This is a genomic window from Streptomyces sp. NPDC055025 (assembly GCF_053608565.1).
Genome location: NZ_JBSGVS010000035.1, coordinates 1 through 26,338 on the forward strand (window position 1 = coordinate 1; position 26,338 = coordinate 26,338).

Sequence of the window (26,338 nt, forward strand, 5' to 3'; positions counted from 1 at the left end):
GTATTGCCCGGTGAGAGCAATGGCGGAGGATACGAGATTCGAACTCGTGAGGGGTTGCCCCCAACACGCTTTCCAAATGTTCGTGTGGGGGTCCGGACGGGTTCGCAGGCGTTCTGACCTGGGGACCAGTCGTGTCGAGTCGCTCGGATGGTCTCGCCTGAACCGCCATGAATGCAACCCGAAGTGCAACCCTCAGCGGGTGCGGGTGCGGGTGCGGGTGCGGGTGCGGGAGCCGTGCAGTGGTGTGGTCCACTGCTCAGGCGGCGGGAGGCAACTACCAAGAACGCTCCTCAGAGGAGGTCGCCCTTCCGGGCGGAACCTGCAGTCTCCCCGGTGCTGTGCGCCGCCCTCGATGACGTCTTGGCCGACGAACTTTCGAACTCCGGCGACCAGACACATGCTGGACGTCATACACCACACTGGAACCGCCCTGCTGGATGCCCGTCTATTCGTTAGAGTGACCCAACTGCGTTGCGGTATCCTCCGGTTTGCATAGCCCTCCTCCTCTAGAGAGCGGCACCAACTGCTCCTCCCAGTGCATCATTGAGGCCCTCGTGCGTATCTCCGAGATCGTGGTCACCGACTTCAAGGCGATCCGTCACGCGAAGCTGACGGAGTTGGACAAACAGCCGTATACGCTAATTACCGGGCGGAATGCCAGTGGTAAGACTGCGATGCTCCAAGCCTTGCACTTGATCACGCGCACACGAGGGCTGGAGCCGCGCCCAGAGCTGGTACGACTGGGCAAGGACAAGGCCGGAATTGAGCTGTACTTCACGCTTAGCGACGAAGAGTTCCATCGTGTAAACCTGCATCATCAATCGGTGTTTGGCAGGAATGCCGAGCGTAGGGACCGGTTCCGTCGGACTGCGGTAGTGGACAAAACAGGGAATGTTTCTTTCGCGGACTCCTCTGTGGTTGCCACGGTATTCGACCCCGTCTTCAGAGCCAGTAACAGCTTCCCGGACATCACTTTGCTCGGTGCCGCTGAAAACGGTCGGGTAGGGGCCAGTGCTCCGCTTAGTAGCGCCGATGTTCCGCCCTCCAGGCTTGCAGGTGGTCCACCTGCTGCCGAGGACTTGACGATCCGTCTCACGACCCTGGACTACTGCTCGCTGGTAAAAGCCCGGGACAGCGGGTGGCGCGATGACGCCTACGAGCAATTGGGAGAGACATTCCGCGAGGCAACGGGTAAGAGGTTGCTACGCCCGCAACCGATCAGTGGCCTCGGAACTACTCGCATCGAAGTTGTAACGGCGGATGGCCGGCACCCCGTCAGCGAGTTGTCCAGTGGGGAGGCTGGCCTTCTGGGGCTGTTGTGCGCACTACATCAATCTGCGCACGACGGGAGCGTGCTGCTCCTTGATGAGCCCGAGCTGCACCTGCATCCAGCCCTGCAGATGGCGTTTCTGCGTGCAGTTGGAGCCCTTGCCCACCGAACTCAGACGATGATTGTCACCCACTCGGTCAAGATCGTCGCGGCTGCACATCCGTCGCAGATCTACCAAATGGTCGGTGGCGAAGCCGCTGAACAGGCCCGACGAGTCGCAAGCGCCTCCTCATTGGCGGGTGTGGTCGCCGATATGGGCGTTGCCGAGGCAGACCTGCTCCTCAAGGGCGGACGCCTGGTCGTGGAAGGTGACAGGGACGAAAACTATCTGGGGCGTCTGTTCCCCGAGGAACTAGAGAACGTGCATGTGATCAAGGCAGGTAGCTCCGGACAGGTGCTTGCCCGTCACCGAATGCTTGCTGACGACCTGAGTTCACTGCCATGGGTGTGTCTCATCGACCGCGACCTGATGAGCGACACCCAAGTTCGGAATTACCAGCGCGACTATCCCAACCTCCATATATGGCCCCGCCGGGCTCTGGAGAGCCTGCTTCTGGATCCTGGCCTTGTCGCAGCGGTGCTTGGATCTCTCGGCCGCCCGACCTCGCTCGACGAGGCTGAAGCTCTGCTCCGTGCCGCAGTAGATCCACTAGCGGACGATGTTGTCTCCGACATGCTCGCGGGTGAACTGGCCAACCGTTTCCCGATGCCGCGTGCGGACAAGAGGGACGGCATCCGAGGTCTCAAAGAGCAATATACGGCTGCGGCACACGCTATGAAGGCGCGAAGCGATGCTGTAGATGCGATCCATCGGGAGGTGTCCGAGCGAGTACGCGAACGTTGGGAGCGCGACCGGTTCCTCCTGGTTGATCCTAAAAAAGCGCTAGGTGCCCTGGCAGGTGAACTCAACCTCTTCCGCAAGACACAGGATCTTACAAATGCGCTGCTCGCCAGTGCGGGCGCAGGGCCAGCGATAAGGCCGCGGCCTCTAGAAGAGTTTCGACTGAGACTAGTTCAGACCCTGCAAGGGCCCCCGCCGCCAGATGTCTCACTGCCGACCTCGATGGCAAGTGAGACCAAAAGATAAGAGAGGCTGGCTGAGACAGCCGTCGTGACTAAAGAGAGATCTTTGGATATTCGGGATAAAGTAATCCATCAAGGCATAGCAAACGATGCAGCCTGGGTGGGGCGAATTGCTGCCGATTTCGAGAATGCTGAGCTTGACGAGTGCATCGGCGTTGCTTCTTCAGGTTCTTGACTGTCTATCAGGTTCTCGCTAGTTTGGAAGTTCTGCGATCCGATTCTGAGTGCTCGCTCACGTCTCGATCAAATCGAGCTCTCCAGGAAATTCTCGACGCGCCCGCTGCGCGGGCGGTCATGGATCGAAGTGCCAGGCCGTTCCGCAATACCTTGATGCACTACAATCTTGATCGACGCCTTGATCTGTCAAAGGTGGATTTGGATTCCCCTGTTTTCAATTTGGCATCAGCCTACTATCCGGATTATGGTGACTTTGGCGATTTGGTTGATATGGTCGAAAGGGTTCTGGTGCAAACTTCGGCGGCCATCGATGATTGGGCTGAATCGTAGGTCGGCGTCTGAAGTATCGCTTTTGGGTTTGCGTTAGGTCGATTTCCGAGACTTCATGAAAGGGTTCTTTCCGGTCGTAGCGCGTAATGAATTGCATGCGCGGACGATCCATTGCGGTTTCGTTCTCTCGGGTGTTGCGGTGCGATAGGCGCGGCTTCTGCGAGGGCCCGTTTTTACCCATGGATATGCGATGTTTTCCTGGCGTCCCGCACCTCGGCTCTCCTTAGGGTTCTAGCTGTCCAGGATTGCCGCCCTGGCTGCCCAAGCCAGGATGCTCTGCCCGCGCATGGATAGTCCGAGCCGGTTCCAGTGAAAGATCACGTGGTAGCTGAGCATCTGGCGCAGCCCTCGGTCGAGAGTTCCGTCCTGGACGCCGTTGGCGAGGGTCTGGCCGACGCTGTGGAATGCTGCGACCCACTCGCCGATGGGTTCCAGCGGGCCTCCGGGGCGCAGCAGGGTGTCGCTGTCGGCGAGAAGCAGGTGCCGGATCTCCTGGGCTCGGGCGTTCAGCTGTTCCTGCGGTACGTCGCTGACGGCCGAGCGGTGTTCCGTCGTGATGACGCGGTCCCAGACATCACCCTGCTCGTACCACTCCAACCGTGCGGCGCGCATCATGATGGTGCACAGCAGGACGGACGGGTCGATGAAGATGATCTGCCCATCACGAGTCAGCCCAAGTTGCCTCGGCGGCATCATGGCCGTGGTTGCGTAAGGGGATCCATCCCGGCGCTCTGCATTTATTCGGCACAGATCCGGTTATTGCCCCGATGCGTCATTGGTTGCCGCAGTGCTTCCAGATGGGTCGGGGCGCGTAGGTGCGGGCACTCGCTCCTGACGTAGGACAAGGGTCGTACTGAGCTCCACGGTTGCTAGATACCACCAGAAGATCCAGTCGAGAAAAGCGGGGTCGTAGTCCTGCCGCTGTGAGGCGTCCCGGTGGCGAATCTCGAATTTGTTGGCAATCATGAAGAGGGCGCCATCATCAGGCTTCCCCAACTCGGCACGGATCAAATCGCGGCGTTCCTCAAGGATGCCCGCGAGGGCAATAATCGCAGAACGCTTTTCCTCGGTTGAGGAATTCCTGCCGCGGTACAGAGCGATGGCGTGTGCGGTGCGCTGCTTGATGTCGGGGTCAGGGGCGCTGAGGGTGCGGTGCACTAGGTCGGCCCGCGCCTCGTCTGTGACCGCCACCAGTCTGCCTTGGTCTTCGCCCTCGTCGGCGAGGCGGTAATGCAAGGCCGATCGTTCGAGCAGGCGATTCATCCTCCAGCGGTACAGCACTTGTGCAGGCCCGCTGTGGAACTCTCGGTGGTGCCAGCCACACTGGTCCCAGTCGTGGAAGTGGCGATCGCGTGGCCGAGAAACAAGATCGTGGAACACCTCAATGAGACCGAAGAAGGTGTCCTCGTCCCATTCCTGTGGCCTAAGCGGCCAGAGATCGCCTACGCCGAGACGCAGCTTGAGAACCTCGGCAGGATCTGGAAGTTCCTCGTCTACGTCCACGCACTCCTCGCCGAATTGCTCGACCAGGTATCCGCTCTTATGTAGTTCCATCACGAGACGGACGAAGTCTAGGCGTGCCTTCTCGGGATGCGGAGGGTTTGCAGGGTTGGCTACGCCTTTGCGATGTGGCCAATAGGGTCGCGGCTCGGCATATGGTCGAAGTTCGGCGGATCGAACAATCAGTTCGCGGAACCACGACATCTGCGTGACTACCGGGGGCTGCTCCCAAGGAGGGGTGTCGGACTGGCCCCACGGGTCGTCCACTCGCGGAGCAGAGGCTGGCAGGCTCTCGAAGTCGGAGCAGGCACTGCCTCCTTGGAACGCCTCGGTCAGAAGCCACTCAGCCCTAGTCGTCCAGTCCCGACGGCCGGACGACGCCACGCGGTTGGCTTCGGAAGCGAACAAGGCGGCGGGCCAGAGCAACTCGTAGTTGCTGAGATCGATCACCAAGGTCCTCCCTCGCGGTCCGACGACGGGACAACTGCGGCCTCAGTAGGTCCAATGTCGCGTCAGCCGGCAGTGCCCGGGAGCATACCTACAGAGGCGGACGCGGACTGCTCGCATCGCACTCACGCGCGACCTTGGGGCTCTCGTCATATGGCAGCGGTGGTCGGACAGGCCATGGCTTGCGGCGGTCTGATGGGTTCGACGCCGAAGCCATCCACCTCAGCACGTGGAGGACGTCGGCCTCACGGTTGGACCGCGGCAACTGCAACCCTCAACGCTGAAGGGCCCCACCGCAAGCGGTGGGGCCCTTCAGCGTATTGCCCGGTGAGAGCAATGGCGGAGGATACGAGATTCGAACTCGTGAGGGGTTGCCCCCAACACGCTTTCCAAGCGTGCGCCCTAGGCCACTAGGCGAATCCTCCGGGGCAAACAATACAAGACGCCGGGCCGTGCTCGCGAACTCGTTCCGGGGGGTGGGGATCGGGTACTGTGGGCGCAGCCCCTCACGTGGCGCTATCTGACTGAACTCCCCCAGGGCCGGAAGGCAGCAAGGGTAGGTTGGCTCTGGCGGGTGCGTGGGGGGCGTTCGCGTTGGGGTGGTGGTACGGGCGCGATGTCGGAGGGGGCCGATATCGTCGTAGGTGTGTCGTCCCTTGCGCTCTACCGCCGCTACCGTCCCGAGTCCTTCGCCGAGGTCATCGGGCAGGAGCATGTCACCGACCCCTTGCAGCAGGCGCTGCGGAACAACCGGGTCAATCATGCCTACCTGTTCAGCGGGCCTCGGGGCTGCGGGAAGACGACCAGTGCGCGCATCCTCGCGCGGTGTCTGAACTGTGAGCAGGGGCCCACGCCGACCCCGTGCGGTGAGTGCCAGTCCTGTCAGGACCTCGCCAGGAACGGGCCGGGGTCGATCGATGTCATCGAGATCGACGCCGCGTCGCACGGAGGTGTGGACGACGCCCGCGATCTTCGCGAGAAGGCGTTCTTCGGTCCCGCGAGCAGTCGTTACAAGATCTACATCATTGACGAGGCGCACATGGTCACCTCGGCGGGCTTCAACGCCCTGCTGAAGGTGGTCGAGGAGCCGCCGGAGCATCTCAAGTTCATCTTCGCGACCACCGAGCCCGAGAAGGTCATCGGGACGATCCGGTCGCGTACGCACCACTATCCGTTCCGGCTGGTTCCGCCGGGGACGCTGCGTGAGTATCTCGGCGAGGTGTGCGGCAAGGAGGGCATTCCCGTCGCGGACGGGGTGCTCCCGCTGGTCGTACGGGCCGGCGCCGGGTCCGTGCGTGACTCGATGTCCGTCATGGACCAGCTGCTCGCGGGCGCGGCCGAGGACGGTGTGACGTACGCCATGGCGACGGCCCTGCTCGGTTATACGGACGGGTCCCTGCTCGACGCCGTGGTGGACGGTTTCGCGGCGGGGGACGGGGCCGCGGCGTTCGAGATCGTCGACCAGGTGATCGAGGGCGGCAACGATCCGCGGCGTTTTGTCGCCGATCTGCTGGAGCGGCTGCGTGACCTGCTCATTCTGGCCGCAGTGCCGGACGCGGGGGAGAAGGGGCTGATCGACGCGCCCGCCGATGTCGTGGAGCGGATGACGGCTCAGGCGTCGGTCTTCGGCGCGGCCGAGCTGAGCCGGGCGGCCGATCTGGTCAACACCGGGCTGACGGAGATGCGCGGAGCGACCTCACCCCGTCTCCAGCTGGAGCTGATCTGCGCCCGCGTGCTGCTGCCGGCCGCCTTCGACGACGAGCGCTCGGTGCAGGCGCGGCTCGACCGCCTGGAGCGGGGAGCGGCGGCGGCCGTCACGGCCCAGGGAGCCGCGTTCTCGGGCCCGGGGCCCGGTCCGGCGGCAGGCTACGTTCCCGGCCCCGAGGCGCACGCGCCCGTACCGCCCCCGATGCCCGCCGGACCCGCGGCTGCCCAGACGCCTCCGCCATCGCCCCCGCCTCCGCCGGTGCAGCCCCCTGGTACGCCTGCGCCGGCTGTGGCGCCCGTACCCGAAGGCGCGGCGGAGCCGCAGCGTCCCGGAGCGTGGCCCGGCGCCACCGCCCCGGACACCGGCCGCCGTCCCGGCGGCTGGCCCACCGCGTCGACACCGGGACAGGGGGCCGCGCCCGGTCGGCAGACCCCCGCGCCCGCCGCCCCGGCCGCGCCGTCGCAGTCGGCCGCCGCCCCCGGCGGAGCGCAGGGGCCAGGTCAGGGCCACGGTCAGGGCCCTGGCCCTGGTCCGGTTATGGCGCAGGGCGCGGGCCAGGTGCGGAACATGTGGCCGGACATCCTGGAGGCCGTCAAGAACCGCCGGCGCTTCACCTGGATCCTGCTCAGTCAGAACGCGCAGGTGGCGGGGTTCGACGGTACGACGCTCCAGCTCGGTTTCATCAACGCGGGCGCGCGTGACAACTTCACCAGCAGTGGCAGCGAGGACGTGCTCAAGCAGGCGCTCGCCGAGCACTTCAACGTGCAGTGGAAGGTCGAGGCGATCATCGACCCCTCCGGCGGCTCCCAGCCGCCGTCCGGGAGCGGTGCGGGCGGTGGCGGCGGAGGCGGCTACGGCGGCGGTCCTGGTGGAGGCGCAGGCAACAGCGGTGGTTACGGAGGCGGCGCCTACGGGGGTGGCGGTTACGGAGGTGGCGGCTCCGGCGGCGGTCCCGGGAACGGGAGCGGCGGTGGCGGTGGCGGTGGCGGAACTGGGAACGCCGGAGGCACCGGGAGCGGCGGTGGTTACGGAGGCCGTCCCCAGGCATCGGCTCCCGCCCCCGGCGGTTCATCGTCTCAGCGCCCCGCCCCGCCCGCCGCCGTATCCTCGTCGGCCGCGCCCGCGCCCCACGCGCCCGCGGCGCAGTCCCCGGGTTCCGGGCAGGCCCGGAACGAGCCGCCCCGCTCCGACAACCGGCCTGCCTCGCCCCCGCCCCCGCCCCCCGTGGCCCCGGAGGACGACACCCCGGAGGAGGACGATCCGGATCTGGTCGATTCCGCGCTCTCCGGCCATGACCTGATCGTGCGCGAGCTGGGGGCGACGGTGGTGGAGGAATATACGAACGATTAGGGGAATGTATGAACGAGTGGCCAGCCGTCCGGCGAGCAGCGCTCCCTCTGGCCCCGCTCCAAGGCCCGTACGAGTAGCGGCCCCCGTCCCAGGCTCGTGCCAGCAGTCGCGCCAGCAGCGGCCCCCTGCCCAAGCCGCGTACGCGCTCCAAGGCCCGTACGAGCAGCGAACCCCCCTGCCCAAGCCGCGTACACGGACCAAGGCCCGTACACAGCGGGATGCTCCCTCCGGGCTAGGCTGCCTCCCGTGAAGGTCCTTGTCATCGGCGGCGGCGCCCGCGAACACGCCCTGTGCCGCTCTCTCTCCCTCGACCCCGCGGTCACCGCTCTGCACTGCGCGCCCGGCAACGCCGGTATCGCCGAGGTGGCCGAGCTGCATCCGGTCGACGCGCTGGACGGCGCGGCCGTGTCCCGTCTCGCCATCGAGCTGGAGGCCGGACTCGTCGTCGTCGGTCCCGAGGCGCCGCTCGTGGCGGGGGTCGCCGACGCCGTACGGGACGCGGGCATCCCCTGCTTCGGCCCCTCGAAGGAAGCCGCCGAACTGGAGGGTTCCAAGGCCTTCGCCAAGGATGTGATGGCCGCGGCGAACGTTCCGACGGCCCGTAGCTATGTCTGCACCACCCCTGAGCAGATCGACGACGCGCTCGACGCCTTCGGTACCCCGTATGTCGTCAAGGACGACGGGCTCGCCGCCGGCAAGGGCGTCGTCGTCACCGCCGATCTCGCGAAGGCGCGCGAGCACGCGCTCGCCTGCGAGCGGGTCGTCATCGAGGAGTTCCTGGACGGGCCCGAGGTCTCGCTCTTCGCGATCACCGACGGCGAGACGGTCCTGCCGCTCCAGCCCGCGCAGGACTTCAAGCGCGCGCTCGACAACGACGAGGGCCCCAACACGGGCGGCATGGGCGCGTACTCCCCGCTTCCGTGGGCCGACCCCAAACTGGTGGACGAGGTCCTGGAGAGCGTTCTCCAGCCCACGGTCGACGAACTGCGCCGGCGCGGTACGCCTTTCTCCGGGCTGCTGTACGCGGGTCTCGCGATCACGGGCCGAGGGGTACGGGTCATCGAGTTCAACGCCCGCTTCGGCGACCCGGAGACCCAGGTGGTGCTGGCCAGGCTCAAGACCCCGCTGGCCGGTGTCCTGCTGGCGGCGGCCGAGGGGACGCTCGCGGACCTGCCGACGCTGACCTGGCGGGACGACGCCGCCGTCACGGTGGTCATCGCCTCGCACAACTACCCGGACACACCGCGTACCGGCGACCCGATCGAGGGCCTCGCGGACGTCGCGGCGTACGACGCGCCCCACGCGTACGTACTGCACGCCGGAACCCGGCGCGACGACGACGGTACGGTCGTGAGCGCGGGCGGCCGCGTGCTGTCGGTGACGGCGACGGGCAAGGACCTGACACAGGCCCGTGAGCGGGCGTACACGGCGGTGAACCGCGTCACCCTGGCGGGCTCGCAGCACCGTACGGACATCGCGAGCGAGGCCGCGAAGGCCTGACGCCGGCCGGAGCAGCCCCCCCCGTATCCGACCGGGCGACCCCCGTATCCGGCCGAGCGGCTCCCGTAAACCGATGTCCGACCGAGGACCGGGGCTCGGGGATCGGGCATCGGAGCCGCCCGCTACGGCGTCGCGTGAGCCCCCGCGCGTACCACCACGCTGTCCCGCGTGGCACTGCGCCGCGCGTGGCGTGCGCGCCGTGCCACGCATACCCCCTGCCCGTCCGCCTCCCGGCCCTCCGCCGACCGGCGCAACGCGCGGCCGTTTCCGTACCGGAGCCGAGCCCGCCCGGCCCGACCGGCCCCGCCCCGCCTGGGAACCGGGCTCACAGCCCTGTTCGTCAGCAGCTTTGACCAGAGCCATTCCATCGAGTGACGAACAGCCCATCCGGATGACGGGTCGGCGGGGTCCAACTAGGGTGCGGCGCATGCGTTCCGGCACTTGGCCCACCGACATTGCGATGTCAGTGACGGGTGCCACAGTGGGGTAGTGAGCAAAGCGGTGCAGGGGCAGAGGGGGTGAAGTCCGACCATGTCCGGTTCCAGTTCCAGCTCCGGTTCCAGCTCAGGTATGGGTGACGAGCTGGGTGCTCAGGGCGCCCGTGTCCGGGCCCTCGCCGTGTTGCGTGTCCGCAGCAGGGCGCTGGCCGTGGCCCTGCTGCCCGCGGCCGTCGCCGTCGTGCTGCTGGTCGGAGGGGCCACAGGCCATCTCCACGGGGGGAGCTGGGACGCGGCCCGCTGGGCCGTGACGGGCTTCGCGGCGGTCGTGCTGCTGCTCGGTGCCGCCGTCGCCGCCGTGATCGCCTTCGCCAGACCGGCTCTCAGCCCCACCGTCGCGGTCAGCGAGTCGGCCGCCCCCGACCTCTACCGGCTCGTACGCGATCTCGCGGAGCGGCTCGAAGTGCCGGCCCCCTCCGCCATAGCGTTGACCCCGGACTGCGACAGCTGGCTGGAGGACCGTACGCACCCCGCGCACGCGCAGGCGCCCGCGCCCACTGGGCCCTCGCTCCCCGGCGCTGGCCGCCGACGGCGTACGCCCGCCGCGCCCGTCCTGGTGATCGGTTCGCCCTTCCTGTGGTGGATGCGGGTCGCCGAGCTGCGTGCCGTGCTCGCGCCGGTCGTCGCGGGTACGGGCCCTTCGGCGCACCCGGACATAGCCGCTGCCCGCCGTTTCGTCCGCGGGCTCGACGCGGCCGTCGCCGTGGCGTTCCGTCCGGGCCGGGGGCTGCCGGGGAGAGCGGCGTTCGGCCTGATCGGCCGGATCGCCCGGCTGCTGCTGCGCGGTTGCGGTGAGCATGCCGCCCAGATGGAGCGGGGTGTCGCGGCGGCCGCCTCCGAGCGTGCACAGGGTGTGGACTACGGCCTGCGGATCGTCGCCCAGGAGCAGGTGGGCCTGGCGTACGCGGGCTGGGACCGGCTGCTGACCCGGGTCGCGCTGCCGGCCTGGCGCATGGGCCGCTGGCCCTCCCGTCTGGACGCGGGCGTGGTGTCCGCCCTCACCGAGCTGTCCCGTCGCGACCGTCTGGCCGAGGGCTTCACCTCCCGGCTCGGGGAGCGGCCCGCCTGCGATCTGCTCGAAGAGCCGGGCGCGGTCGACGAGGCGGCGTCCCTGCTGGCCGCGCGTCTCTTCCACGGCGGCCCGGCCGAAGCGGGACCCGACTGGTCCCCGGTGGACTGGCAGCAGTATCCGGAGGAGGTCGTCGACCGTAAATGGCGTACGGAAGCGGCCAGGCTGCACCGCGTCCTGGACAGTCTGGGAGTACGTCGCCCGGCGGACACCGCCTCTTCCGCGACGGCACCAGGTCCCACGCTGGCCCGGGTCATGGACCATCTCTCCGCCCCGAGCGGCGCGGGCGGTACGGGCGGTACGAGGGACGCCAGCGCTACGGGGAACACGGGCGCTACGGGCAGCACGGGCGCTACGGGGGACACGGGCGCTGCGGGCGGCACGGGCCGGGCGGGTGGCTCGTCCAAGCAGGACAGCGCCGCCAGGCAGGACAGCGCCGACGGTGAGACCCACGGACACGCCCAGGCCGGTGATGCCCTGGCCGCCGGGATCAGCGCCGAGCTGGCCCGGGAGGAGGCGGCTGCCCCACCCGTCCCGGCCGGGGCCGTGGGCGATTCCGTAACCCTCTGGGGCACCGACCCGCTGCCTCTCTCGCCGCTCCAGCCGCCCCGCACGGGCAGGGAGCTGCTCGCCGACCATGTGACGGCGATGGTCTGCTGCTCGGCCGTCGACACGGCGGGTGCCACACCCGGTCTGGACTGGCTCGACGGACCGACCCTGCTGATCGACGGCGAACGCCGTACGGATCTGGGCGGGCGCGTCCTCAGCCTGGTCGAGGGAGGTGACGCGGAACCGCTCCGCTCCTGGCTGGCCTCGCTCGGCGTACGGCCGGAGAAGCCCGTACGCCTCGTGTGACCCCACTTCGGTCACACCCGCCCCGCACCGAATCTCCTTTATCACATCCCGCATCCGGACCGGGACGTTCCGTTAACGCCAATTCGCGACGAACGGTGACGAGCCGCATGCGTTATGTGATGTGCTGGAGGCCGGTGCTTGTAGCAAAAACGGCCGTACCACCCGATGTGGCGCGGCGGACGCGGAGGAGGGGCGTGCGATGGGGGCGGACCAGATCCGACGAGCGGACCGGATCCGACAGGCGGAACAGATCCGGCGATGGGAGTCGGGCGCTCTCGCCCACGCGGTCAGCGACCCGTTCGGCCAGGGCCCGCTGCCCTGGCTGCGCGGCAGCGAGAACTACTTCGACGACACCGGTCAGCTCGTGCCCTGGTACGCCGATCCGACCCTGGGCCGCGACCGCGGCGGCGGCCTCCACACCGCCGACGACGTACGCCGTCAGATCAAGGGCTTCGCGTCCACCGGCGGAGTCGCCCCCGGCGAGGCGATCGACTTCCATGTCACCGTCGACCCGCCCCAGCAGTTCTCGGTCGACATCTACCGGATCGGGCACTACGGCGGCGACGGCGCCCGCAAGATCACCACCAGTCCCCGGCTCTCCGGCATCGTCCAGCCGCCACCGCTCGCCGCCGACCGCACGGTCTCCTGCCACCACTGGTGGCTCTCCTGGCGGCTCCAGATCCCGTCGCACTGGGAGCTCGGCGCGCATGTCGCCGTCCTCACGACCGTCGACGGCTACCGCTCGCACATCCCTTTCACCGTCCGCGACAGCCATCCCGCCGATCTGCTCCTGCTGCTCCCGGACATCACCTGGCAGGCGTACAACCTCTACCCCGAGGACGGTCATACCGGCGCCAGCCTCTACCACGCCTGGGACGAGAAGGGCGGGCTCCTCGGCGAGCAGGACGCCGCGACCACCGTCTCCTTCGACCGCCCCTACGCGGGCGCGGGTCTGCCGCTCCATGTCGGGCACGCCTACGACTTCATCCGCTGGGCCGAGCGGTACGGCTACGACCTCGCCTACGCGGACACCCGCGATCTGCACGCCGGCCGGGTCGACCCCACCCGCTACCGAGGGCTGGTCTTCCCCGGCCACGACGAGTACTGGTCCGTTCCCATGCGCCGCACCGTCGAGCTGGCGCGCGAGCAGGGCACATCACTCGTCTTCCTCTCCGCCAACACCCTGTACTGGCAGGTGGAGCTCGGCCCCTCGGCCTCCGGCGTCCCCGACCGGCTGCTCACCTGCCGCAAGCGCCGCGGCCCCGGACGCCCCGCGCTCTGGCGCGAGGTGGACAGGCCTGAACAGGAGCTTCTCGGTATCCAGTACGCGGGCCGGATCCCCGAGCCCCACCCCATGGTCGTACGGAACGCCGATCACTGGCTCTGGGAAGCCACCGGCGCGACCGAGGGCGACGAGATCGACGGACTCGTCGCGGGCGAGGCCGACCGTTATTTCCCGCGTACCCCGCTTCCCGAGCACCAGGACCGCATCCTGCTCGCGCACTCCCCGTACCGCGACAGCGAGAACGCCCGACGTCACCAGGAGACCTCGCTCTACCGGGCTCCCTCGGGCGCGCTGGTCTTCGCCTCGGGGACCTTCGCCTGGTCCCCGGCGCTGGACCGGCCCGGCCATGTTGATCCCCGTATCCAGCGCGCGACCGCCAATCTCCTGGACCGGATCTGCAAACGGGACTGACTCGAACGGACTCGACCGGACTCGAACGGACCCCCGCACCCCCTCCCGCACCCTCTCGCATCCCGCCTGCACCACCTCCCCGCACTTCCCCGCACCTCCCCCTCGGGGGCGGACGCGTGGCGCGCGCCGGACCCCTGCGAGCTGCGCCTTCCGGCATACGGGAGAATCGAGGCGATCTTCAAGATCGGACAGAACCACGGGGAGGAACCGTGTCCGGATTCGTCGAAAAGCCCGAGCCCCTTCAGGTGCCGGGTCTGGTGCATCTCCACACCGGCAAGGTGCGGGATCTGTACCGGAACGAGGCGGGCGACCTCGTGATGGTCGCCAGTGACCGTATGTCCGCCTACGACTGGGTGCTGCCCACCGAGATCCCCGACAAGGGCAGGCTTCTCACCCAGCTCTCGCTCTGGTGGTTCGAACGGCTCGCCGAACTCGTACCGAACCATGTGATTTCCAGTGATGTCCCCCCCGGCGCCCCCGCCGACTGGGCCGGACGCACCCTGGTCTGCGAACCGCTGCGGATGCTCCCGGTGGAGTGCGTCGCGCGCGGCTATCTCACCGGCTCGGGACTCACCGAGTACAACGAGTCCCGTACCGTCTGCGGACTCGCGCTCCCCGAAGGCCTGGCCGACGGCTCCGAGCTGCCCGGTCCGATCTTCACCCCCGCCACGAAGGCGGCCGTCGGCGAGCACGACGAGAACGTGTCGTACGAGGAGGTCGCCCGCCAGGTCGGCACCGAGACCGCCGCCCTGCTGCGCCGGACGACCCTCGACGTGTACAGCCTCGCCCGTGACCTGGCCCGGGTCCGCGGGATCATCCTCGCCGACACCAAGTTCGAGTTCGGCTTCGACGTCGACGACCGGCTGGTGCTCGCCGACGAGGTGCTGACCTCCGACTCCTCGCGTTTCTGGCCGGCGGACTCCTGGGAGCCGGGTCGTCCGCAGCTGTCGTACGACAAGCAGTACGTACGCGACTGGCTGACCTCTCCGGCCTCCGGCTGGGACCGCGCGAGCGAGCAGCCGCCGCCCCCGCTGCCACCGGAGGTCGTCGAGTCGACCCGGGCGCGGTATGTGGAGGTGTACGAACACCTCACCGGCAGCACCTGGCAGTAGAGCCGGTCACAGTGGAGCCGGTCACAGTGACACGAAGAAGCCCCCGGTCGACCGACCGGGGGCTTCTTCCTTCTGAGCGGACGACCAGGTTCGAACTGGCGACCTCAACCTTGGCAAGGTTGCGCTCTACCAACTGAGCTACGTCCGCATGCGCCGTGGCGCGTCTGCCACTATACCCAACCTCGCCGCCGTGCGAGACGCACAGCCGTATGACGGTTCTCCGCACCGAGTTTGGACGCGGCGGACGAGAGATAGTTCCGTACGGTCCCCTGCGACAGCGAGGCACGCTCCGCGATCTCCGCGATGGGCGCACCATCTGCCGCCAGCTCCAGTACCTCCGCCTCCCGCGCGGTCAGTGGCGAGTCCCCCGCCGAGATCGCGTCGGCCGCCAATTCCGGGTCCACGAAGCGGTTTCCCGCGTGCACCGTACGGATGATCTCGGCGAGCTGCCGAGCGCTGACGGTCTTGGGCACGAAGCCCCGGACGCCCGCGGCCAGCGCCCGCTTCAGATGGCCGGGCCGACCATGACTGGTCACGATCATCGTCCGGCAGCCGGGCAGTTCCGTGCGGAGCGATGTGGCGACTTTCACACCGTCGGCACCGGGCATCTGGAGATCGAGAACGGCCACATCGGGCCGGTGCGCCCGCGCCATCGCCAGCGCCTCGGGCCCGGACGCCGCCTCGGCGACCACCAGCAGATCGTCTTCGAGCGCGAGCAGCGCGGCGAGCGCGCCCCGGATCAGATGCTCGTCGTCGGCGAGCAGAACGCGTACGGGAGCGGGTACGGGGCCGGGTACGGGAGCGCCCTGACGGGGCAGGGACGTCATACCGCGACGACCTCGGCGGAGACGGGGCCGTGGCCCGGCGCGGTCAGCGGCACCCGCGCCGTCAGCCGGAAACAGCCGTCCCCCGTGTGCTTCGCCTCCAGCGTGCCGTCCAGCGCGGCGAGCCGCTCCCGCAGTCCGGCGAGACCGGAGCCGCCGTTCGAACCGTTCCGTACGCGTTCGGCGGAGGCGATCACGTCCATCGGCACACCGTCGTTCTCGACGACGAGAACCGCTTCCCGGGCGTCGGCATCCGCCTGGCCGTCCTCCCCGCTCTCCGACAGCCGTACGGTGCACCGCCGCGCGTCCCCATGGCGCAGCACGTTCGTCGTCGCCTCGCGCACCACCCACCCCAGTGCCGACTGGACCTCGGCCGGAAGCCCCCGGCCGCCGCTCCCGCTTCGGCCACCGGCTCCGGCCCCGCCTCGCCCAGCACCGCCGGTCGGACCGTCCTCCCCCTGGACCAGACCGTCCGCTCCCTCGATCAGGCAATCGATGCCCGCCGCCGTCAACACCCCACGAGCTCCTTCCAGTTCCGTATGCAGATCCGCCGCGCGATATCCCCGTACGACATCCCGTACCTCGCGCTGCGCCTCCCGCGCTATCCGCTGTACCTCGGTCATCTGGGCCACGGCCTCCGGCCGGCCACGCTCGGCGAGCTGGACCGCCAGCTCGCTCTTCAGCGCGATCACCGCGAGATTGCGGCCCATGACATCGTGCAGATCGCGGCCGAAGCGCAGCCGTTCCTCCGCGACCGCGAGCCGCGACTGAAGTTCCCGGGCCGCGTCCAGGTCCCAGACGGCCTTGAGCAGCCAGGCCGAGAAGACATAGGTGAAGACGAGGGCCGTGCCCGCGAGGGCGAGCCCGACGACATTGGCCACGATGATCCTGGCCGGCAGGGACAGTGCCAGGGAGACGGCCGCCGTGCCACCCACCGTGCCGAGCACGGTGTACGCCATCTGGCGATGCGTCCGCAGACCCATGGTGATCGACGCCAGCCCGAAGACCGCGAAACCGAACAGCAGCAGTGCGTTCTGGCTGTCATCGGTGATCACATCGGTGCCGCGCAGGACGAGGGCGACGAGGGTGCCCTCCGCCGAGACCACCGCCACGGTCACGGTCAGCCTTACGGGCCGCTCGCGTCGGCCGAGACGCCAGTCCAGGGCCCGGGACTGGAGCAGACAGCAGAGCGCGGCCTGGAGGCAGACCAGCAGGAACAGCCATCCACTGAGCGGTCCATGACCGCTGGTCAACGACGGGACGCCGATCAGCGCCAGCTCCATGACCCCGAGGAAGTAGAACGACCAACGGGTGTAGATCTCGACCTTGACCGGCTTGCTCTTGCCGTGCCACCAGCCCGTCAGCCGGGACATCGCGCCCTCTCCATCCAACTCCCCCTCGCGCCTTCCGAACGCGGCGCCGCGGCTCAGCGCCGTGGCTCCCACCGGAACCATCGCTCCGCGGCGAAGACGGCGAGCACCGTCCACACCAGCGCGCCGAGCGCGGCCCCGAAGAGGTCGTACCCCTCCCCGCCGCCCAGCCACCCCGCCCTGATCAGAGTCATCACCCCGGTCAACGGCAGCAGTTCGCACATGGAGGCGATCCTCTCGGGCAGCGCCTCCAGCGGGATGAACAGCCCCGAGCCGAGGACCGAGATCATGAACAATGGCATCGTCGTGAGCTGGGCGCTCTCCACCGTACGGGTGAATGCGGAGGTCACGGCGGCCAGCGCGGTGAGCAGCACCAGTCCCGCCAGCAGCCCGCCGACGAGCACCACCGGCCGCTGCGGCGCCCGTATCCCGAGGAAGGCGACCCCGGCCACGATCATCACGGCGGACTGCGCGAACGCCAGCGACACGGCGGGCAGTGCCGTACCGGCGAGTATCTCGCGGTCTGACACCTCGATCGTACGCAGCCGCTTGAGCACCAGTTCCTCACGCCGGGCGGTGTACGCGGAGGCGAGGTTGGCGTACACCGCCATGATCAGCACCATGCCGATACCGCCGGACAGGGCGGCCTCGACGGCACTCATCCCCGTCCTGCCCAGGTCGATTCCCCCGAGCGAGGACTTGATCGCCCCGATCATGGCCACCGGCACGAACAGCGCGGCGAACAGCGCCGTCCTGTTCCGCACGAGCAGCGTGAACTCGGCCCTCCCGAGCGCCCCGAGACGCCCCGCGACCGTGGTCGTGCCCGCTCCCGCCCCTGCCGATCCGGCCCCCGCCGTACTTTTCGTACTCGCCGTGCCCACGCCCGCCGTACTCTCCCCGCTGTCCCCCGTGCGTGCCGTGCCCATCTTCGCCGTATCCCCCATGCTCATCGCACCCCCACCGTCGCCATCGGTTCCGCGCTCGCGCTCCGCGCCGCGATTTCCAGAAAGGCCTCTTCGAGGGAGGCCGACCGTGCGTCCAGTGCTTCCAGCTCCACGTCCGACTCCCGTGCCCACCGCAGGAGTTCGCCCAGGTCCTGCTGGAGCTGATGGGTACGGATCTCCACCCGCCGTCCCTCCGCCGCGGCCCGCAGCGACAGCGGCAGCCGCCCGGCCGGAACATCGGCCGGCAGCAGGAAACGGATCCGGGCCGGCCGCGCCGCGGTCACCTCGGCCGGAGTCCCCGAGACCTCGATCCGGCCCTGGTGCATGATCGCCAGCCGGTCGGCGAGGGTCTCGGCCTCCTCCAGATAGTGCGTGGTCAGCAGCACGGTGGTGCCGCCGTCCCGCAGGTGCCGTACCAGCTCCCAGGTGTCGCGCCGCCCTTCGGCGTCCAGGCCCGTCGTCGGCTCGTCGAGGAAGAGCACCTCGGGGCGGCCGAGCAGCGCGAGCGCCAGATCGAGACGCCGCTTCTCACCGCCGGAGAGCTGTTTGACCCGTACGCCGGACCGCTTGCCGAGCCCCACCAGCTCCAGCGCCTCACCGGTGGGCCGCGCCCCGCTCGTACAGCCCGCGCACATCCGTACGGTCTCGGCGACCGTCAGATCGGAGGGGAAGCCGCCCTCCTGGAGCATCACCCCGACACGGGGACGCACGACCGCCCGCCGGGTGTACGGATCACTGCCCAGCACCCGCACCATTCCTCCGCTGGGCCGGGCGAGGCCCTCCAGCAGCTCGACGGTGGAGGTCTTGCCCGCGCCGTTCGTCCCGAGCAGCGCGAATATCTCCCCCCGCGCCACGGAGAACGAGACGCCATTCACCGCGGTGAAGCCGCCGGCGTAGGTGCGCCGCAGCGCGTCCACATCGATCACCGGCGGTTCGGTGCCCGGCGGTTCGCTCAGCCAAGACGAAGACTCAGTCATGTCTTCAGGCTCCCCGCCGACCGGGACGCCCGGCAGTGCGCGCTGTCACCGCCGCCGATGACATATGTCATGGACGGCCCCGGACCGGCGGGGGCAGGCAAGGGTCCGGCAAGGACAGCCGCAGACCGGCGAGGGCAGCCACGGACCGGCAAGCACAGCCGCGGACCGGCGAGGGCAGGCAAGGACAGCCACGGACCGCCGGTCAGTCCTTCTTCACTCCCGGTGCCGCCGGGTCCCTACCGCTCCCGGTCCCGGCCCCGGTTCCGTTCCCGGGCGGGCCGTCGACGAGTTCCAGGACGGACATCATGCCCTTGTCCTCGTGATTGAGGATGTGGCAGTGCAGCACTGTCTTTCCGGTGTAGTTCTCGAAGGCGGTCCGGACGACGATGTTCCCGCGCGCCGGCACGTCCACCGTGTCCTGGTAGCCGTAGAACGTCTGGGGCTTGCCGTTCGTGCTCATCAGCTGGAAGTCGTTCGTGTGCACATGGAACGAGTGCACTTCGTCACTGTTGTTCTGGACCGTCCACTCCTGCACGGTGTTCAACTGCCCTGTGAAATCGATGCGGTTCGGGTCGAACTGCTTGCCGTTGATGTAGTACTCCGTGCCGGCCGCGTTCTCCGTGTACGTGATCGTCCTACGGGCGGCGAGCTTGGCCTTGGCCAGGTCCCGGGCCGGCGCGAAGGCGGCGGGCGGCTTCACCGGAGTCCGGGCCTCCCCCCGCGAGACGAGCGTGGCGAGCGTCGCCTCGGGGAACTGGTTGCCCGCCGGACCCGTGTTGTACGGGAGTGTCTTCAGCTCGGTGGTGCCGGGCGGACCGCCCTCCACCAGTACGTCATAGCGGGCCGCCGCCGGAATGATGATCGTGTCGACGGAGTAGGTCTTGGTGACAGGGTTCCCGTCCCGCGCGATCACCCGGAATCTGTGGCCCGGCAGCACCACCTTGTAGAAGATGTTGGCGCCGATGTTGGCGATCCGCCAGAGCTGGGTCTCGCCCGGCCGGATATGGATGGCGGGGTTGAGCTGCCCGTTGACCACGCGGGTCGTGGGCGCGCCGATGCTCAGATCCGCGGTCTTGATCTGGTCACCCACCCGCTGGAAGTCCTTGAGCGCGACGACCCGTTCGGTGATGTTCCGCAGTGCCTTCGGCAGATACCGCTTCAGTCCGTCGACGATGATGATCCCGGACATCCCGCCGGCGGTCTGGGGAGCGGACAGCGTGTGGGGGTGCGGGTGGTACCAGTAGGTGCCCGCCGCGAGGTCGCGCGGGAACTGGTACGAGTAGTGGTAGGTCTCCCCGGGCTCGATCATCAGGAAGATGTTGTCGGAGTGACCGCTCGGCGAGACGTGCAAGCCGTGGACGTGCAGGTTCGTCATCTGGTCGATTTTGTTCACCATCGCCAGCTTCACGCGGTCCCCGGGTTTGATACGCAGGGTCGGCGGCATGTACCGGCCGTTGTAGGTCAGTGCCCACAGTTTCTTGCCCGCGAGTTCCACCCTTTTGCGCTCGACCACGATGCGGGTGTTCAGGAAGCCGTTCCTGCTCACCACTTCAGGGGGGTTGCGGAGCGCGCCCGTCGGCCGGGCGGCTGTCAGCGGTGGTGACGGCGAGACAACGGCGGCGGGGGACGCGGAGGATGAGGAGTGTGCCGGGCCCGTCATCGGCCGCGACGCACCGGAGTGGTCGCCGCAGCCCGAGATCAGGGCGAGGGCGGTGAGGGCGGCGAGGAGTGCCCGCGCCCCGGCCGTTTCGACCGCCCCGGCGAAGGACCAGCTTCCTCTGGCACGAGTCCGATGAGTCCGATGAGTCCGACGAGTTGGACGAATCCGGGGGGTCCGATGAGTCCGACGAGTCCGCATCATGGTCTCCGGTCTGATGTGACGCCGTGACGCCCTGGCAGGGTGACGTCCTGACGGGACGCCGGGACGGTGATGCCGGGGCCGAGGGATCCGGCGCAATGCGGTGGAATCCGGGCCGGTGACGGCATCGTCGGGTCATTCTGGCGTGCGGGATTCGCCGTCGCGGAGATCGACCCGCTGAGGAATTGGGCTGGTTTGTCGCTTGCTGTGGCGCCGTTCATCACACGCTCTGATCATCTACAGCGCACCCAGGCCGACCGATGCGGACACCGCGCGTCCCACTGGACGAGGCCGCGCGCAGGCATACCGCAGGCGTACGCACATGCGTACGCGCACGCCGCGCACAGGCATACGCCGCGCAACGCCGCGCACAGGCATACGCCGCGCAACGCCGCGCACAGGCATACGCGCACACAGAAACGCCCGGCCGATAAAACCGGCCGGGCGTCCATACGTACTAGTGTCTGATGCGCTGATCAGATGCTGATCGCAGCCGGATCAACCGGCCTTGTGCTATGAACGATCTTGTGTCGCGAAGATCTCCAGCCGTTCTTTTCGACCAGAACCTTTGCTTCCGAGCGGACGACGAGATTCGAACTCGCGACCCTCACCTTGGCAAGGTGATGCTCTACCAACTGAGCCACGTCCGCACCGCGCCGATCGCTCGGCGCGACCATCACCCTACCCGATCCACTGAGTGGACCGAAGAGCGATGCAGAGCGGGTGACAGGAATTGCACACTGCGCCTCCCCCTTGGAAAGGGGGCGTTCTGCTACTGAACTACACCCGCACGCTCGGCGAGGTTTTGGCCTTTCGGCCTTGCCCCTCGGCGTGGTCCAAACTCTAGCCGATCAGTGGGGGTGCTGTGCAACTCGGTGCGCTGCCGCGTCGCCCGGCCGGCCCCATGGGCCGCCGCCGGCTCAACTGGCTTCGCGGAACGCCTCGTAGACCCGCTTGGGGATCCGGCCGCGCGCCGGTACCTCCATCCTGTGGGACTGGGCCCAGGCGCGGACGGCCGCCGGGGCGGGCGCGAGGGCGGTGTGCCGGTAGGTCGTCAGGGATTTGCCGTGCTTGCTGGCGTTTGTCTGCTTTCGGCCTGCGGCCATGAACGGTGCCAGGGCCTTGCGTAGTTTCTTTGCATTGGCGGGATTGAGGTCGATCTCGTACGACTTCCCGTCCAGGCCGAACGTGACCGTTTCCGACGCTTCTCCGCCGTCGATGTCGTCGGAGAGCGTGACCACTACGCGCTGCGCCACGGATATCGGTCCTTTCTTGCGGTACCCGCCCGGTCCCTGCCGTCTGCGAAACACGGCTGACGTGCGGCGATACCGGCCTTCCGGCTGTTAACAGGGGGCTAGCTGGCACTTCTGGGGACTTCGGGTTCAATGTTGCTTTCCGCTGTATTCCTTTGTACAGCGGCAGGCGCCGCATTGTGAAGCCCAGCCAATTGCATCAGCGTGTCCCATGCAATGGGGAGGCATGGTTTTTCCATGGATTTTCCTGTGCGTTGCTCGGTGGCCGAAATCGGCGGGCGATCCGGCGAGACTGTATCTACCCGCGTAGATTCTCGGGCCGGGTAAGCTGAGGGAAGCTCGGGGGGTCAGGGGGATTCCCCGGGACCCGGGGATTCCCCGGAGAACGCAGCAGCAGAAACAGCAGCAGAACCAGTCGCACCACACCACCGGGAGTGCCAGTGGCACGCGTCGTAGTCGACGTCATGCTCAAGCCGGAGATCCTCGACCCGCAGGGACAGGCTGTGCAGCGCGCGCTGCCCCGTCTGGGTTTCGAGGGCATCGCCGACGTCCGCCAGGGAAAGCGCTTCGAGCTGGAGGTGGCGGAGCCGGTCGACGACGCCGCCCTCGCCCGTATCCATGAGATGGCCGAGACCTTCCTCGCCAACACCGTGATCGAGGACTTCGTCGTCAAGGTCGAGGGGACCGAGAAGGGCGACGCCGCGAAGGCCCGGGACGAGGCCGAGAAGGCCGGGGAGCCGAAGTGACCGCTCGTATCGGAGTCGTCACCTTCCCCGGCACACTCGACGACCGGGACAGCCTGCGCGCCGTCCGGATCGCCGGAGCCGAGCCCGTCTCCCTCTGGCACCGCGACAAGGACCTTCACCAGGTCGACGCGGTCGTCCTGGCCGGCGGCTTCAGTTACGGTGACTATCTGCGGGCCGGGGCCATCTCCCGGTTCTCCCCGGTGATGGAGACGATCATCGAGCAGGCGAAGGCCGGGCTGCCGGTCCTCGGGATCTGCAACGGCTTCCAGATCCTCACCGAGTCCCATCTGCTCCCCGGCGCGATGCTGCGCAACAACCATCTCCACTTCATCTGCCGCGACCAGAAACTGCGCGTGGAGAACGCGGAGAGCGCGTGGACCGCCGACTATTCCGCGGGCCAGGAAATCTCCGTACCCCTCAAGAACATCGACGGGCGGTACGTCGCCGACGAGCGCACGCTCGACGAGCTGGAGGCCGAGGGCCGGGTCGCCTTCCGCTATCTGGACGGCAACCCCAACGGCTCGCTCCGCGACATCGCCGGCATCAGCAACGCGGCGGGCAATGTCGTCGGCCTGATGCCGCACCCCGAGCACGCCGTGGAGCCGCTGATCGGTACGGGCCGTACCGACGGCCTGGGATTCTTCACCTCGATCCTGAAGAAGCTGGTAAGCGCCTGATGCCCATCAAGACCCTCGACACGGTCAAGCACGCGAGCGGCACGCCCGAGGCGGAGCAGCCCTGGAAGGACCTCGGCCTCAAGGAGGACGAGTACACCCGGATCCGGGAGATCCTGGGGCGCCGGCCCACCGGGGCGGAGCTGGCCATGTACTCCGTCATGTGGTCCGAGCACTGCTCGTACAAGAGCAGCAAGGTGCATCTCAAGCAGTTCGGCGAGAAGGTCCCCGCCAATGACGCGATGCTCGTCGGCATCGGCGAGAACGCGGGCGTCGTGGACGTCGGCCAGGGGTACGCGGTCACTTTCAAGGTCGAGTCGCACAACCACCCCTCGTACATCGAGCCCTACCAGGGCGCGGCCACCGGTGTCGGCGGCATCGTCCGCGACATCCTGGCCATGGGCGCGCGGCCGGTCGCGGTCGTGGACCCGCTGCGCTTCGGCGCCGCCGACCACCCCGACACCAGGCGGGTACTGCCCGGTGTGGTCGCGGGCATCGGCGGTTACGGCAATTCCCTGGGCCTGCCGAACATCGGCGGCGAGGTCGTCTTCGACGCCTGCTACCAGGGAAACCCGCTGGTCAACGCCGGCTGTATCGGTGTGATGAAGCACGAGGACATCCATCTCGCGCAGGCGTCCGGCCCCGGCAACAAGGTGATCCTGTACGGCGCCCGTACCGGTGGCGACGGCATCGGCGGTGTGTCGGTCCTGGCGAGTGAGACCTTCGAATCGACCGGACCGGCCAAGCGGCCCGCCGTACAGGTCGGTGACCCGTTCCAGGAGAAGCTCCTCATCGAGTGCACCCTGGAGATCTTCCGCGAGAAGCTCGTGGCCGGGATCCAGGACCTCGGCGGCGCGGGTCTCTCCTGCGCGACGAGCGAGCTGGCGTCCGCGGGCTCCGGCGGTATGCGGGTCGAGCTGGACACCGTCCCGCTGCGTGACGCGACCCTCTCGCCCGAGGAGATCCTCATGAGCGAGTCGCAGGAGCGGATGTGCGCGGTGGTCGAGCCCGGCAACGTCGACCGCTTCATGGAGATCTGCGAGAAGTGGGACGTCATCGCCACCGTCATCGGTGAGGTGACCGAGGGTGACCGGCTGGAGATCTTCTGGCACGGCGAGCAGATCGTGGACGTACCCCCGCGGTCGGTGGCGCACGACGGTCCGGTCTACCACCGGCCGTACGCCCGTCCCGAGTGGCAGGACGCCCTCCAGGCGGACGACGCGAACAAGCTGCCGCGCCCGGTCACGCCGGCCGAGCTGAGGGAACAGGTCCTGAAGCTGGTCGCGTCGCCGAACCAGGCGTCGAAGGCGTGGATCACCGACCAGTACGACCGTTTCGTCCAGGGCAACACCGTGCTCGCGCAGCCCGAGGACGCCGGGATGGTCCGGATCGACGAGGAGTCGAATCTGGGTGTGGCGATGGCGACGGACGGCAACGGCCGGTACGCGAAGCTCGACCCGTACACCGGCGCGCAGCTCGCGCTCGCGGAGGCGTACCGCAATGTCGCGGCCTCCGGTGCCAGGCCGCTCGCCATCTCCGACTGCCTGAACTTCGGTTCGCCCGAGGACCCCGCCGTGATGTGGCAGTTCGCCGAGACCACACGTGGTCTGGCGGACGGCTGCCTTCAGCTCGGCACCCCGGTCACCGGCGGCAATGTCTCCCTCTACAACCAGACCGGCGAGACGGCCATCCATCCGACGCCGGTGGTGGCCGTGCTCGGTGTGATCGACGACGTCAACCGCCGTACGCCGATCGCGTTCAAGGAGGAGGGCCAGCTTCTCTGCCTCCTCGGTGACACGCGCGAGGAGTTCGGCGGTTCGGCCTGGTCGCAGGTGGTGCACGACCATCTCGGCGGGCTGCCGCCGGCCGTGGACCTGGACCGGGAGAAGCTGCTCGGCGAGATCCTGATCTCGGCCTCGCGCGACGGGATGATCGACGCGGCGCACGATCTGAGCGACGGCGGTCTGATCCAGGCGGTCACCGAGTCCTGCCTGCGCGGCGGCCACGGCGCCCGGCTGGTCGTACCGGACGGGCTCGACGCGTTCACCTTCCTGTTCAGCGAGTCCGCGGGGCGCGCGGTCGTCGCCGTACCGCGCAGCGAGGAGCTCCGCTTCACCGACATGTGCGGCGCGCGCGGACTGCCCGTGACGCGGATCGGTGTCGTGGACGGTGACGAGATCGAGGTCCAGGGCGAATTCACCATCGCGCTGACGGAACTCAGGACGGCCCACGAGGCGACGATTCCGGCGCTGCTGGCCTGATGGCGCTGCCGGCCTGATCGTCATGGTCGAGTCGACGAGCCCCCGCCCGGTGTGTACCGGGCGGGGGCTTTGTCGTGGGCGCGGGCGCGGGCGCCGGCACCGGCGTGCAGGGCGCGCTTGCAAGGTGTTACGTAATTACGTAACTTCAAAGAGTGGAGCTCGCGGTGGAACTTGAGGAGCGGGTAGCCGCGCTGGAGCGGCGGATCGCGGCGCTGGAGGCGGTGGACCGTGAGGGCGGTGGGAATGGCGGGGACAGTAGGAATGGCGGGGACGGTGGGAATGGTGGGGACGGTGGGGTTCCGTCTGGGTACGGGGATGAGTTCTGGGCGCTTCAGCGGCTCAAGGAAGAAGTCGCCAAGGCCGGCTCGCCGAACGGCGGGGTCCTCTACACCGGTGCGGTGCGGCTGCCGACGGAGGAGCGGTACGAGTGGCAGTACGGCACCTTCACCGACGGGCTCCTCGACGCCAACTGGTCGCACGCGGCCGAGTCCTTCGCGGCGCTCGGCCATGCCGTACGGCTGCGGCTGCTGCGCGAGATCCTCGGCGGCCGGCGCACCGCCGCCGAACTGGCCGAGCTGGACGGTATCGGCACCACCGGCCAGATCTACCACCATCTGCGCCAACTGACCGGCGCGGGCTGGCTGCACACGACGGGCCGAGGCAGGTACGAGGTGCCGGCGGCCCGGGTCGTACCGCTGCTGGTGATGCTCTCGGCGGCCCGGCCGTGAACTGCCTACGGCCATGAAGCACGACTGTCAGGACCGGCAGGACTGATCC

General features: G+C 68.4%; 20 protein-coding genes, 4 tRNA genes and 1 other RNA gene. 13 read left to right on the forward strand and 12 right to left on the reverse strand.

The window, feature by feature from the left end; all coding sequences use genetic code 11:
• Positions 1-554: 554 nt before the first annotated feature.
• From ACWGDX_RS21630 to ACWGDX_RS21640, 3 genes are all read left to right on the forward strand, one after another.
• The gene (locus ACWGDX_RS21630) at positions 555-2,417 is read left to right on the forward strand and encodes an ATP-dependent nuclease (protein WP_453627877.1); all 1,863 of its coding nucleotides are present in this window, start codon (positions 555-557) and stop codon (positions 2,415-2,417) included.
• Between the two features lie 24 nt (positions 2,418-2,441).
• Positions 2,442-2,588, forward strand: a complete 147-nt coding sequence (locus tag ACWGDX_RS21635) for a hypothetical protein (protein WP_453627879.1) — start codon at positions 2,442-2,444, stop codon at positions 2,586-2,588.
• 155 nt (positions 2,589-2,743) lie between these two features.
• Complete coding sequence (locus tag ACWGDX_RS21640) at positions 2,744-2,920, forward strand: hypothetical protein (RefSeq protein ID WP_453627881.1); 177 nt, start codon at positions 2,744-2,746, stop codon at positions 2,918-2,920.
• Between the two features lie 231 nt (positions 2,921-3,151).
• Here the strand turns inward: ACWGDX_RS21640 and ACWGDX_RS21645 are convergent, their stop codons facing one another.
• The 3 genes from ACWGDX_RS21645 to ACWGDX_RS21655 form a co-directional block, all read right to left on the reverse strand.
• Positions 3,152-3,616: a thiopeptide-type bacteriocin biosynthesis protein gene (locus tag ACWGDX_RS21645; RefSeq protein ID WP_453627883.1), complete on the reverse strand. Its 465-nt coding sequence runs from the start codon at positions 3,614-3,616 to the stop codon at positions 3,152-3,154.
• Between the two features lie 60 nt (positions 3,617-3,676).
• Complete coding sequence (locus ACWGDX_RS21650) at positions 3,677-4,873, reverse strand: hypothetical protein (RefSeq protein WP_453627885.1); 1,197 nt, start codon at positions 4,871-4,873, stop codon at positions 3,677-3,679.
• Between the two features lie 331 nt (positions 4,874-5,204).
• A tRNA-Ser gene (locus ACWGDX_RS21655) sits at positions 5,205-5,292 on the reverse strand.
• 72 nt (positions 5,293-5,364) lie between these two features.
• Here ACWGDX_RS21655 and ffs point away from each other — a divergent pair.
• The 6 genes from ffs (at position 5,365) to ACWGDX_RS21685 (ending at position 14,654) form a co-directional block, all read left to right on the forward strand.
• Positions 5,365-5,463, forward strand: an RNA gene (gene ffs, locus ACWGDX_RS21660) — signal recognition particle sRNA small type.
• Positions 5,464-5,513: 50 nt separating this feature from the next.
• A complete protein-coding gene (locus ACWGDX_RS21665) occupies positions 5,514-7,925 on the forward strand; it encodes a DNA polymerase III subunit gamma and tau (protein ID WP_453627887.1) in 2,412 nt (803 codons plus the stop codon).
• A gap of 246 nt (positions 7,926-8,171) precedes the next feature.
• Positions 8,172-9,425, forward strand: a complete 1,254-nt coding sequence (gene purD, locus ACWGDX_RS21670) for a phosphoribosylamine--glycine ligase (protein WP_453627889.1) — start codon at positions 8,172-8,174, stop codon at positions 9,423-9,425.
• Positions 9,426-9,956: 531 nt separating this feature from the next.
• Positions 9,957-11,846, forward strand: a complete 1,890-nt coding sequence (locus ACWGDX_RS21675) for a hypothetical protein (protein WP_453627890.1) — start codon at positions 9,957-9,959, stop codon at positions 11,844-11,846.
• Positions 11,847-12,045: 199 nt separating this feature from the next.
• The gene (locus ACWGDX_RS21680) at positions 12,046-13,542 is read left to right on the forward strand and encodes a N,N-dimethylformamidase beta subunit family domain-containing protein (RefSeq protein WP_453627892.1); all 1,497 of its coding nucleotides are present in this window, start codon (positions 12,046-12,048) and stop codon (positions 13,540-13,542) included.
• A 209-nt stretch (positions 13,543-13,751) separates the two neighbouring features.
• Entirely contained in the window at positions 13,752-14,654 is a 903-nt protein-coding gene (locus ACWGDX_RS21685; RefSeq protein WP_453627893.1) for a phosphoribosylaminoimidazolesuccinocarboxamide synthase, read from the forward strand.
• 75 nt (positions 14,655-14,729) lie between these two features.
• Here the strand turns inward: ACWGDX_RS21685 and ACWGDX_RS21690 are convergent.
• The 9 genes from ACWGDX_RS21690 to ACWGDX_RS21730 all read right to left on the reverse strand — a co-directional run bounded on the left by ACWGDX_RS21690 (position 14,730) and on the right by ACWGDX_RS21730 (position 21,883).
• Positions 14,730-14,802: transfer RNA gene (locus ACWGDX_RS21690), tRNA-Gly, on the reverse strand.
• 22 nt (positions 14,803-14,824) lie between these two features.
• Positions 14,825-15,481, reverse strand: a complete 657-nt coding sequence (locus tag ACWGDX_RS21695) for a response regulator (RefSeq protein WP_453627895.1) — start codon at positions 15,479-15,481, stop codon at positions 14,825-14,827.
• Entirely contained in the window at positions 15,478-16,851 is a 1,374-nt protein-coding gene (locus tag ACWGDX_RS21700; RefSeq protein ID WP_453627897.1) for a sensor histidine kinase, read from the reverse strand. The genes ACWGDX_RS21695 and ACWGDX_RS21700 overlap by 4 nt, the downstream gene beginning before the upstream one ends.
• Before the next feature lie 53 nt (positions 16,852-16,904).
• Positions 16,905-17,774: an ABC transporter permease gene (locus ACWGDX_RS21705; protein WP_453627986.1), complete on the reverse strand. Its 870-nt coding sequence runs from the start codon at positions 17,772-17,774 to the stop codon at positions 16,905-16,907.
• Positions 17,775-17,794: 20 nt separating this feature from the next.
• Positions 17,795-18,769: an ABC transporter ATP-binding protein gene (locus ACWGDX_RS21710; protein ID WP_453627899.1), complete on the reverse strand. Its 975-nt coding sequence runs from the start codon at positions 18,767-18,769 to the stop codon at positions 17,795-17,797.
• Between the two features lie 202 nt (positions 18,770-18,971).
• Positions 18,972-20,315 (reverse strand): multicopper oxidase family protein, encoded by a 1,344-nt coding sequence (locus tag ACWGDX_RS21715; RefSeq protein ID WP_453627900.1) that lies wholly within the window; start codon positions 20,313-20,315, stop codon positions 18,972-18,974.
• A gap of 889 nt (positions 20,316-21,204) precedes the next feature.
• Positions 21,205-21,277: transfer RNA gene (locus ACWGDX_RS21720), tRNA-Gly, on the reverse strand.
• A 68-nt stretch (positions 21,278-21,345) separates the two neighbouring features.
• Positions 21,346-21,417: transfer RNA gene (locus ACWGDX_RS21725), tRNA-Gly, on the reverse strand.
• A 130-nt stretch (positions 21,418-21,547) separates the two neighbouring features.
• Positions 21,548-21,883, reverse strand: coding sequence for a histone-like nucleoid-structuring protein Lsr2 (locus ACWGDX_RS21730; RefSeq protein WP_453627901.1), 336 nt, complete (start codon positions 21,881-21,883; stop codon positions 21,548-21,550).
• Between the two features lie 437 nt (positions 21,884-22,320).
• Here ACWGDX_RS21730 and purS point away from each other — a divergent pair, with 437 nt between their 5' ends.
• From purS to ACWGDX_RS21750, 4 genes are all read left to right on the forward strand, one after another.
• On the forward strand, positions 22,321-22,626 hold the full coding sequence (purS, locus tag ACWGDX_RS21735; RefSeq protein ID WP_453627902.1) for a phosphoribosylformylglycinamidine synthase subunit PurS: 306 nt from the start codon (positions 22,321-22,323) through the stop codon (positions 22,624-22,626).
• Entirely contained in the window at positions 22,623-23,303 is a 681-nt protein-coding gene (gene purQ / locus ACWGDX_RS21740; RefSeq protein ID WP_453627904.1) for a phosphoribosylformylglycinamidine synthase subunit PurQ, read from the forward strand. Before purS ends, purQ begins: the two co-directional genes overlap by 4 nt.
• Positions 23,303-25,561 carry a phosphoribosylformylglycinamidine synthase subunit PurL gene (gene purL, locus ACWGDX_RS21745; RefSeq protein ID WP_453627906.1) on the forward strand — a complete coding sequence of 753 codons (2,259 nt, stop codon included), beginning with the start codon at positions 23,303-23,305 and terminating at the stop codon, positions 25,559-25,561. The genes purQ and purL overlap by 1 nt, the downstream gene beginning before the upstream one ends.
• A gap of 152 nt (positions 25,562-25,713) precedes the next feature.
• Complete coding sequence (locus ACWGDX_RS21750; protein ID WP_453627908.1) at positions 25,714-26,289, forward strand: ArsR/SmtB family transcription factor; 576 nt, start codon at positions 25,714-25,716, stop codon at positions 26,287-26,289.
• Positions 26,290-26,338: the final 49 nt, after the last annotated feature.

What these genes read in the sequence shown, in the direction of transcription:
- ACWGDX_RS21640 (WP_453627881.1), top strand. Translation starts at nt 2,744, where the DNA reads ATGCACTACAATCTTGATCGACGCCTTGATCTGTCAAAGGTGGATTTG.
- ACWGDX_RS21645 (WP_453627883.1), bottom strand. Translation starts at nt 3,616, where the DNA reads ATGATGCCGCCGAGGCAACTTGGGCTGACTCGTGATGGGCAGATCATC.
- ACWGDX_RS21675 (WP_453627890.1), top strand. Translation starts at nt 9,957, where the DNA reads ATGTCCGGTTCCAGTTCCAGCTCCGGTTCCAGCTCAGGTATGGGTGAC.
- ACWGDX_RS21680 (WP_453627892.1), top strand. Translation starts at nt 12,046, where the DNA reads ATGGGGGCGGACCAGATCCGACGAGCGGACCGGATCCGACAGGCGGAA.
- ACWGDX_RS21695 (WP_453627895.1), bottom strand. Translation starts at nt 15,481, where the DNA reads ATGACGTCCCTGCCCCGTCAGGGCGCTCCCGTACCCGGCCCCGTACCC.
- ACWGDX_RS21700 (WP_453627897.1), bottom strand. Translation starts at nt 16,851, where the DNA reads ATGTCCCGGCTGACGGGCTGGTGGCACGGCAAGAGCAAGCCGGTCAAG.
- ACWGDX_RS21705 (WP_453627986.1), bottom strand. Translation starts at nt 17,774, where the DNA reads ATGGGCACGGCACGCACGGGGGACAGCGGGGAGAGTACGGCGGGCGTG.
- ACWGDX_RS21710 (WP_453627899.1), bottom strand. Translation starts at nt 18,769, where the DNA reads ATGACTGAGTCTTCGTCTTGGCTGAGCGAACCGCCGGGCACCGAACCG.
- purL (WP_453627906.1), top strand. Translation starts at nt 23,303, where the DNA reads ATGCCCATCAAGACCCTCGACACGGTCAAGCACGCGAGCGGCACGCCC.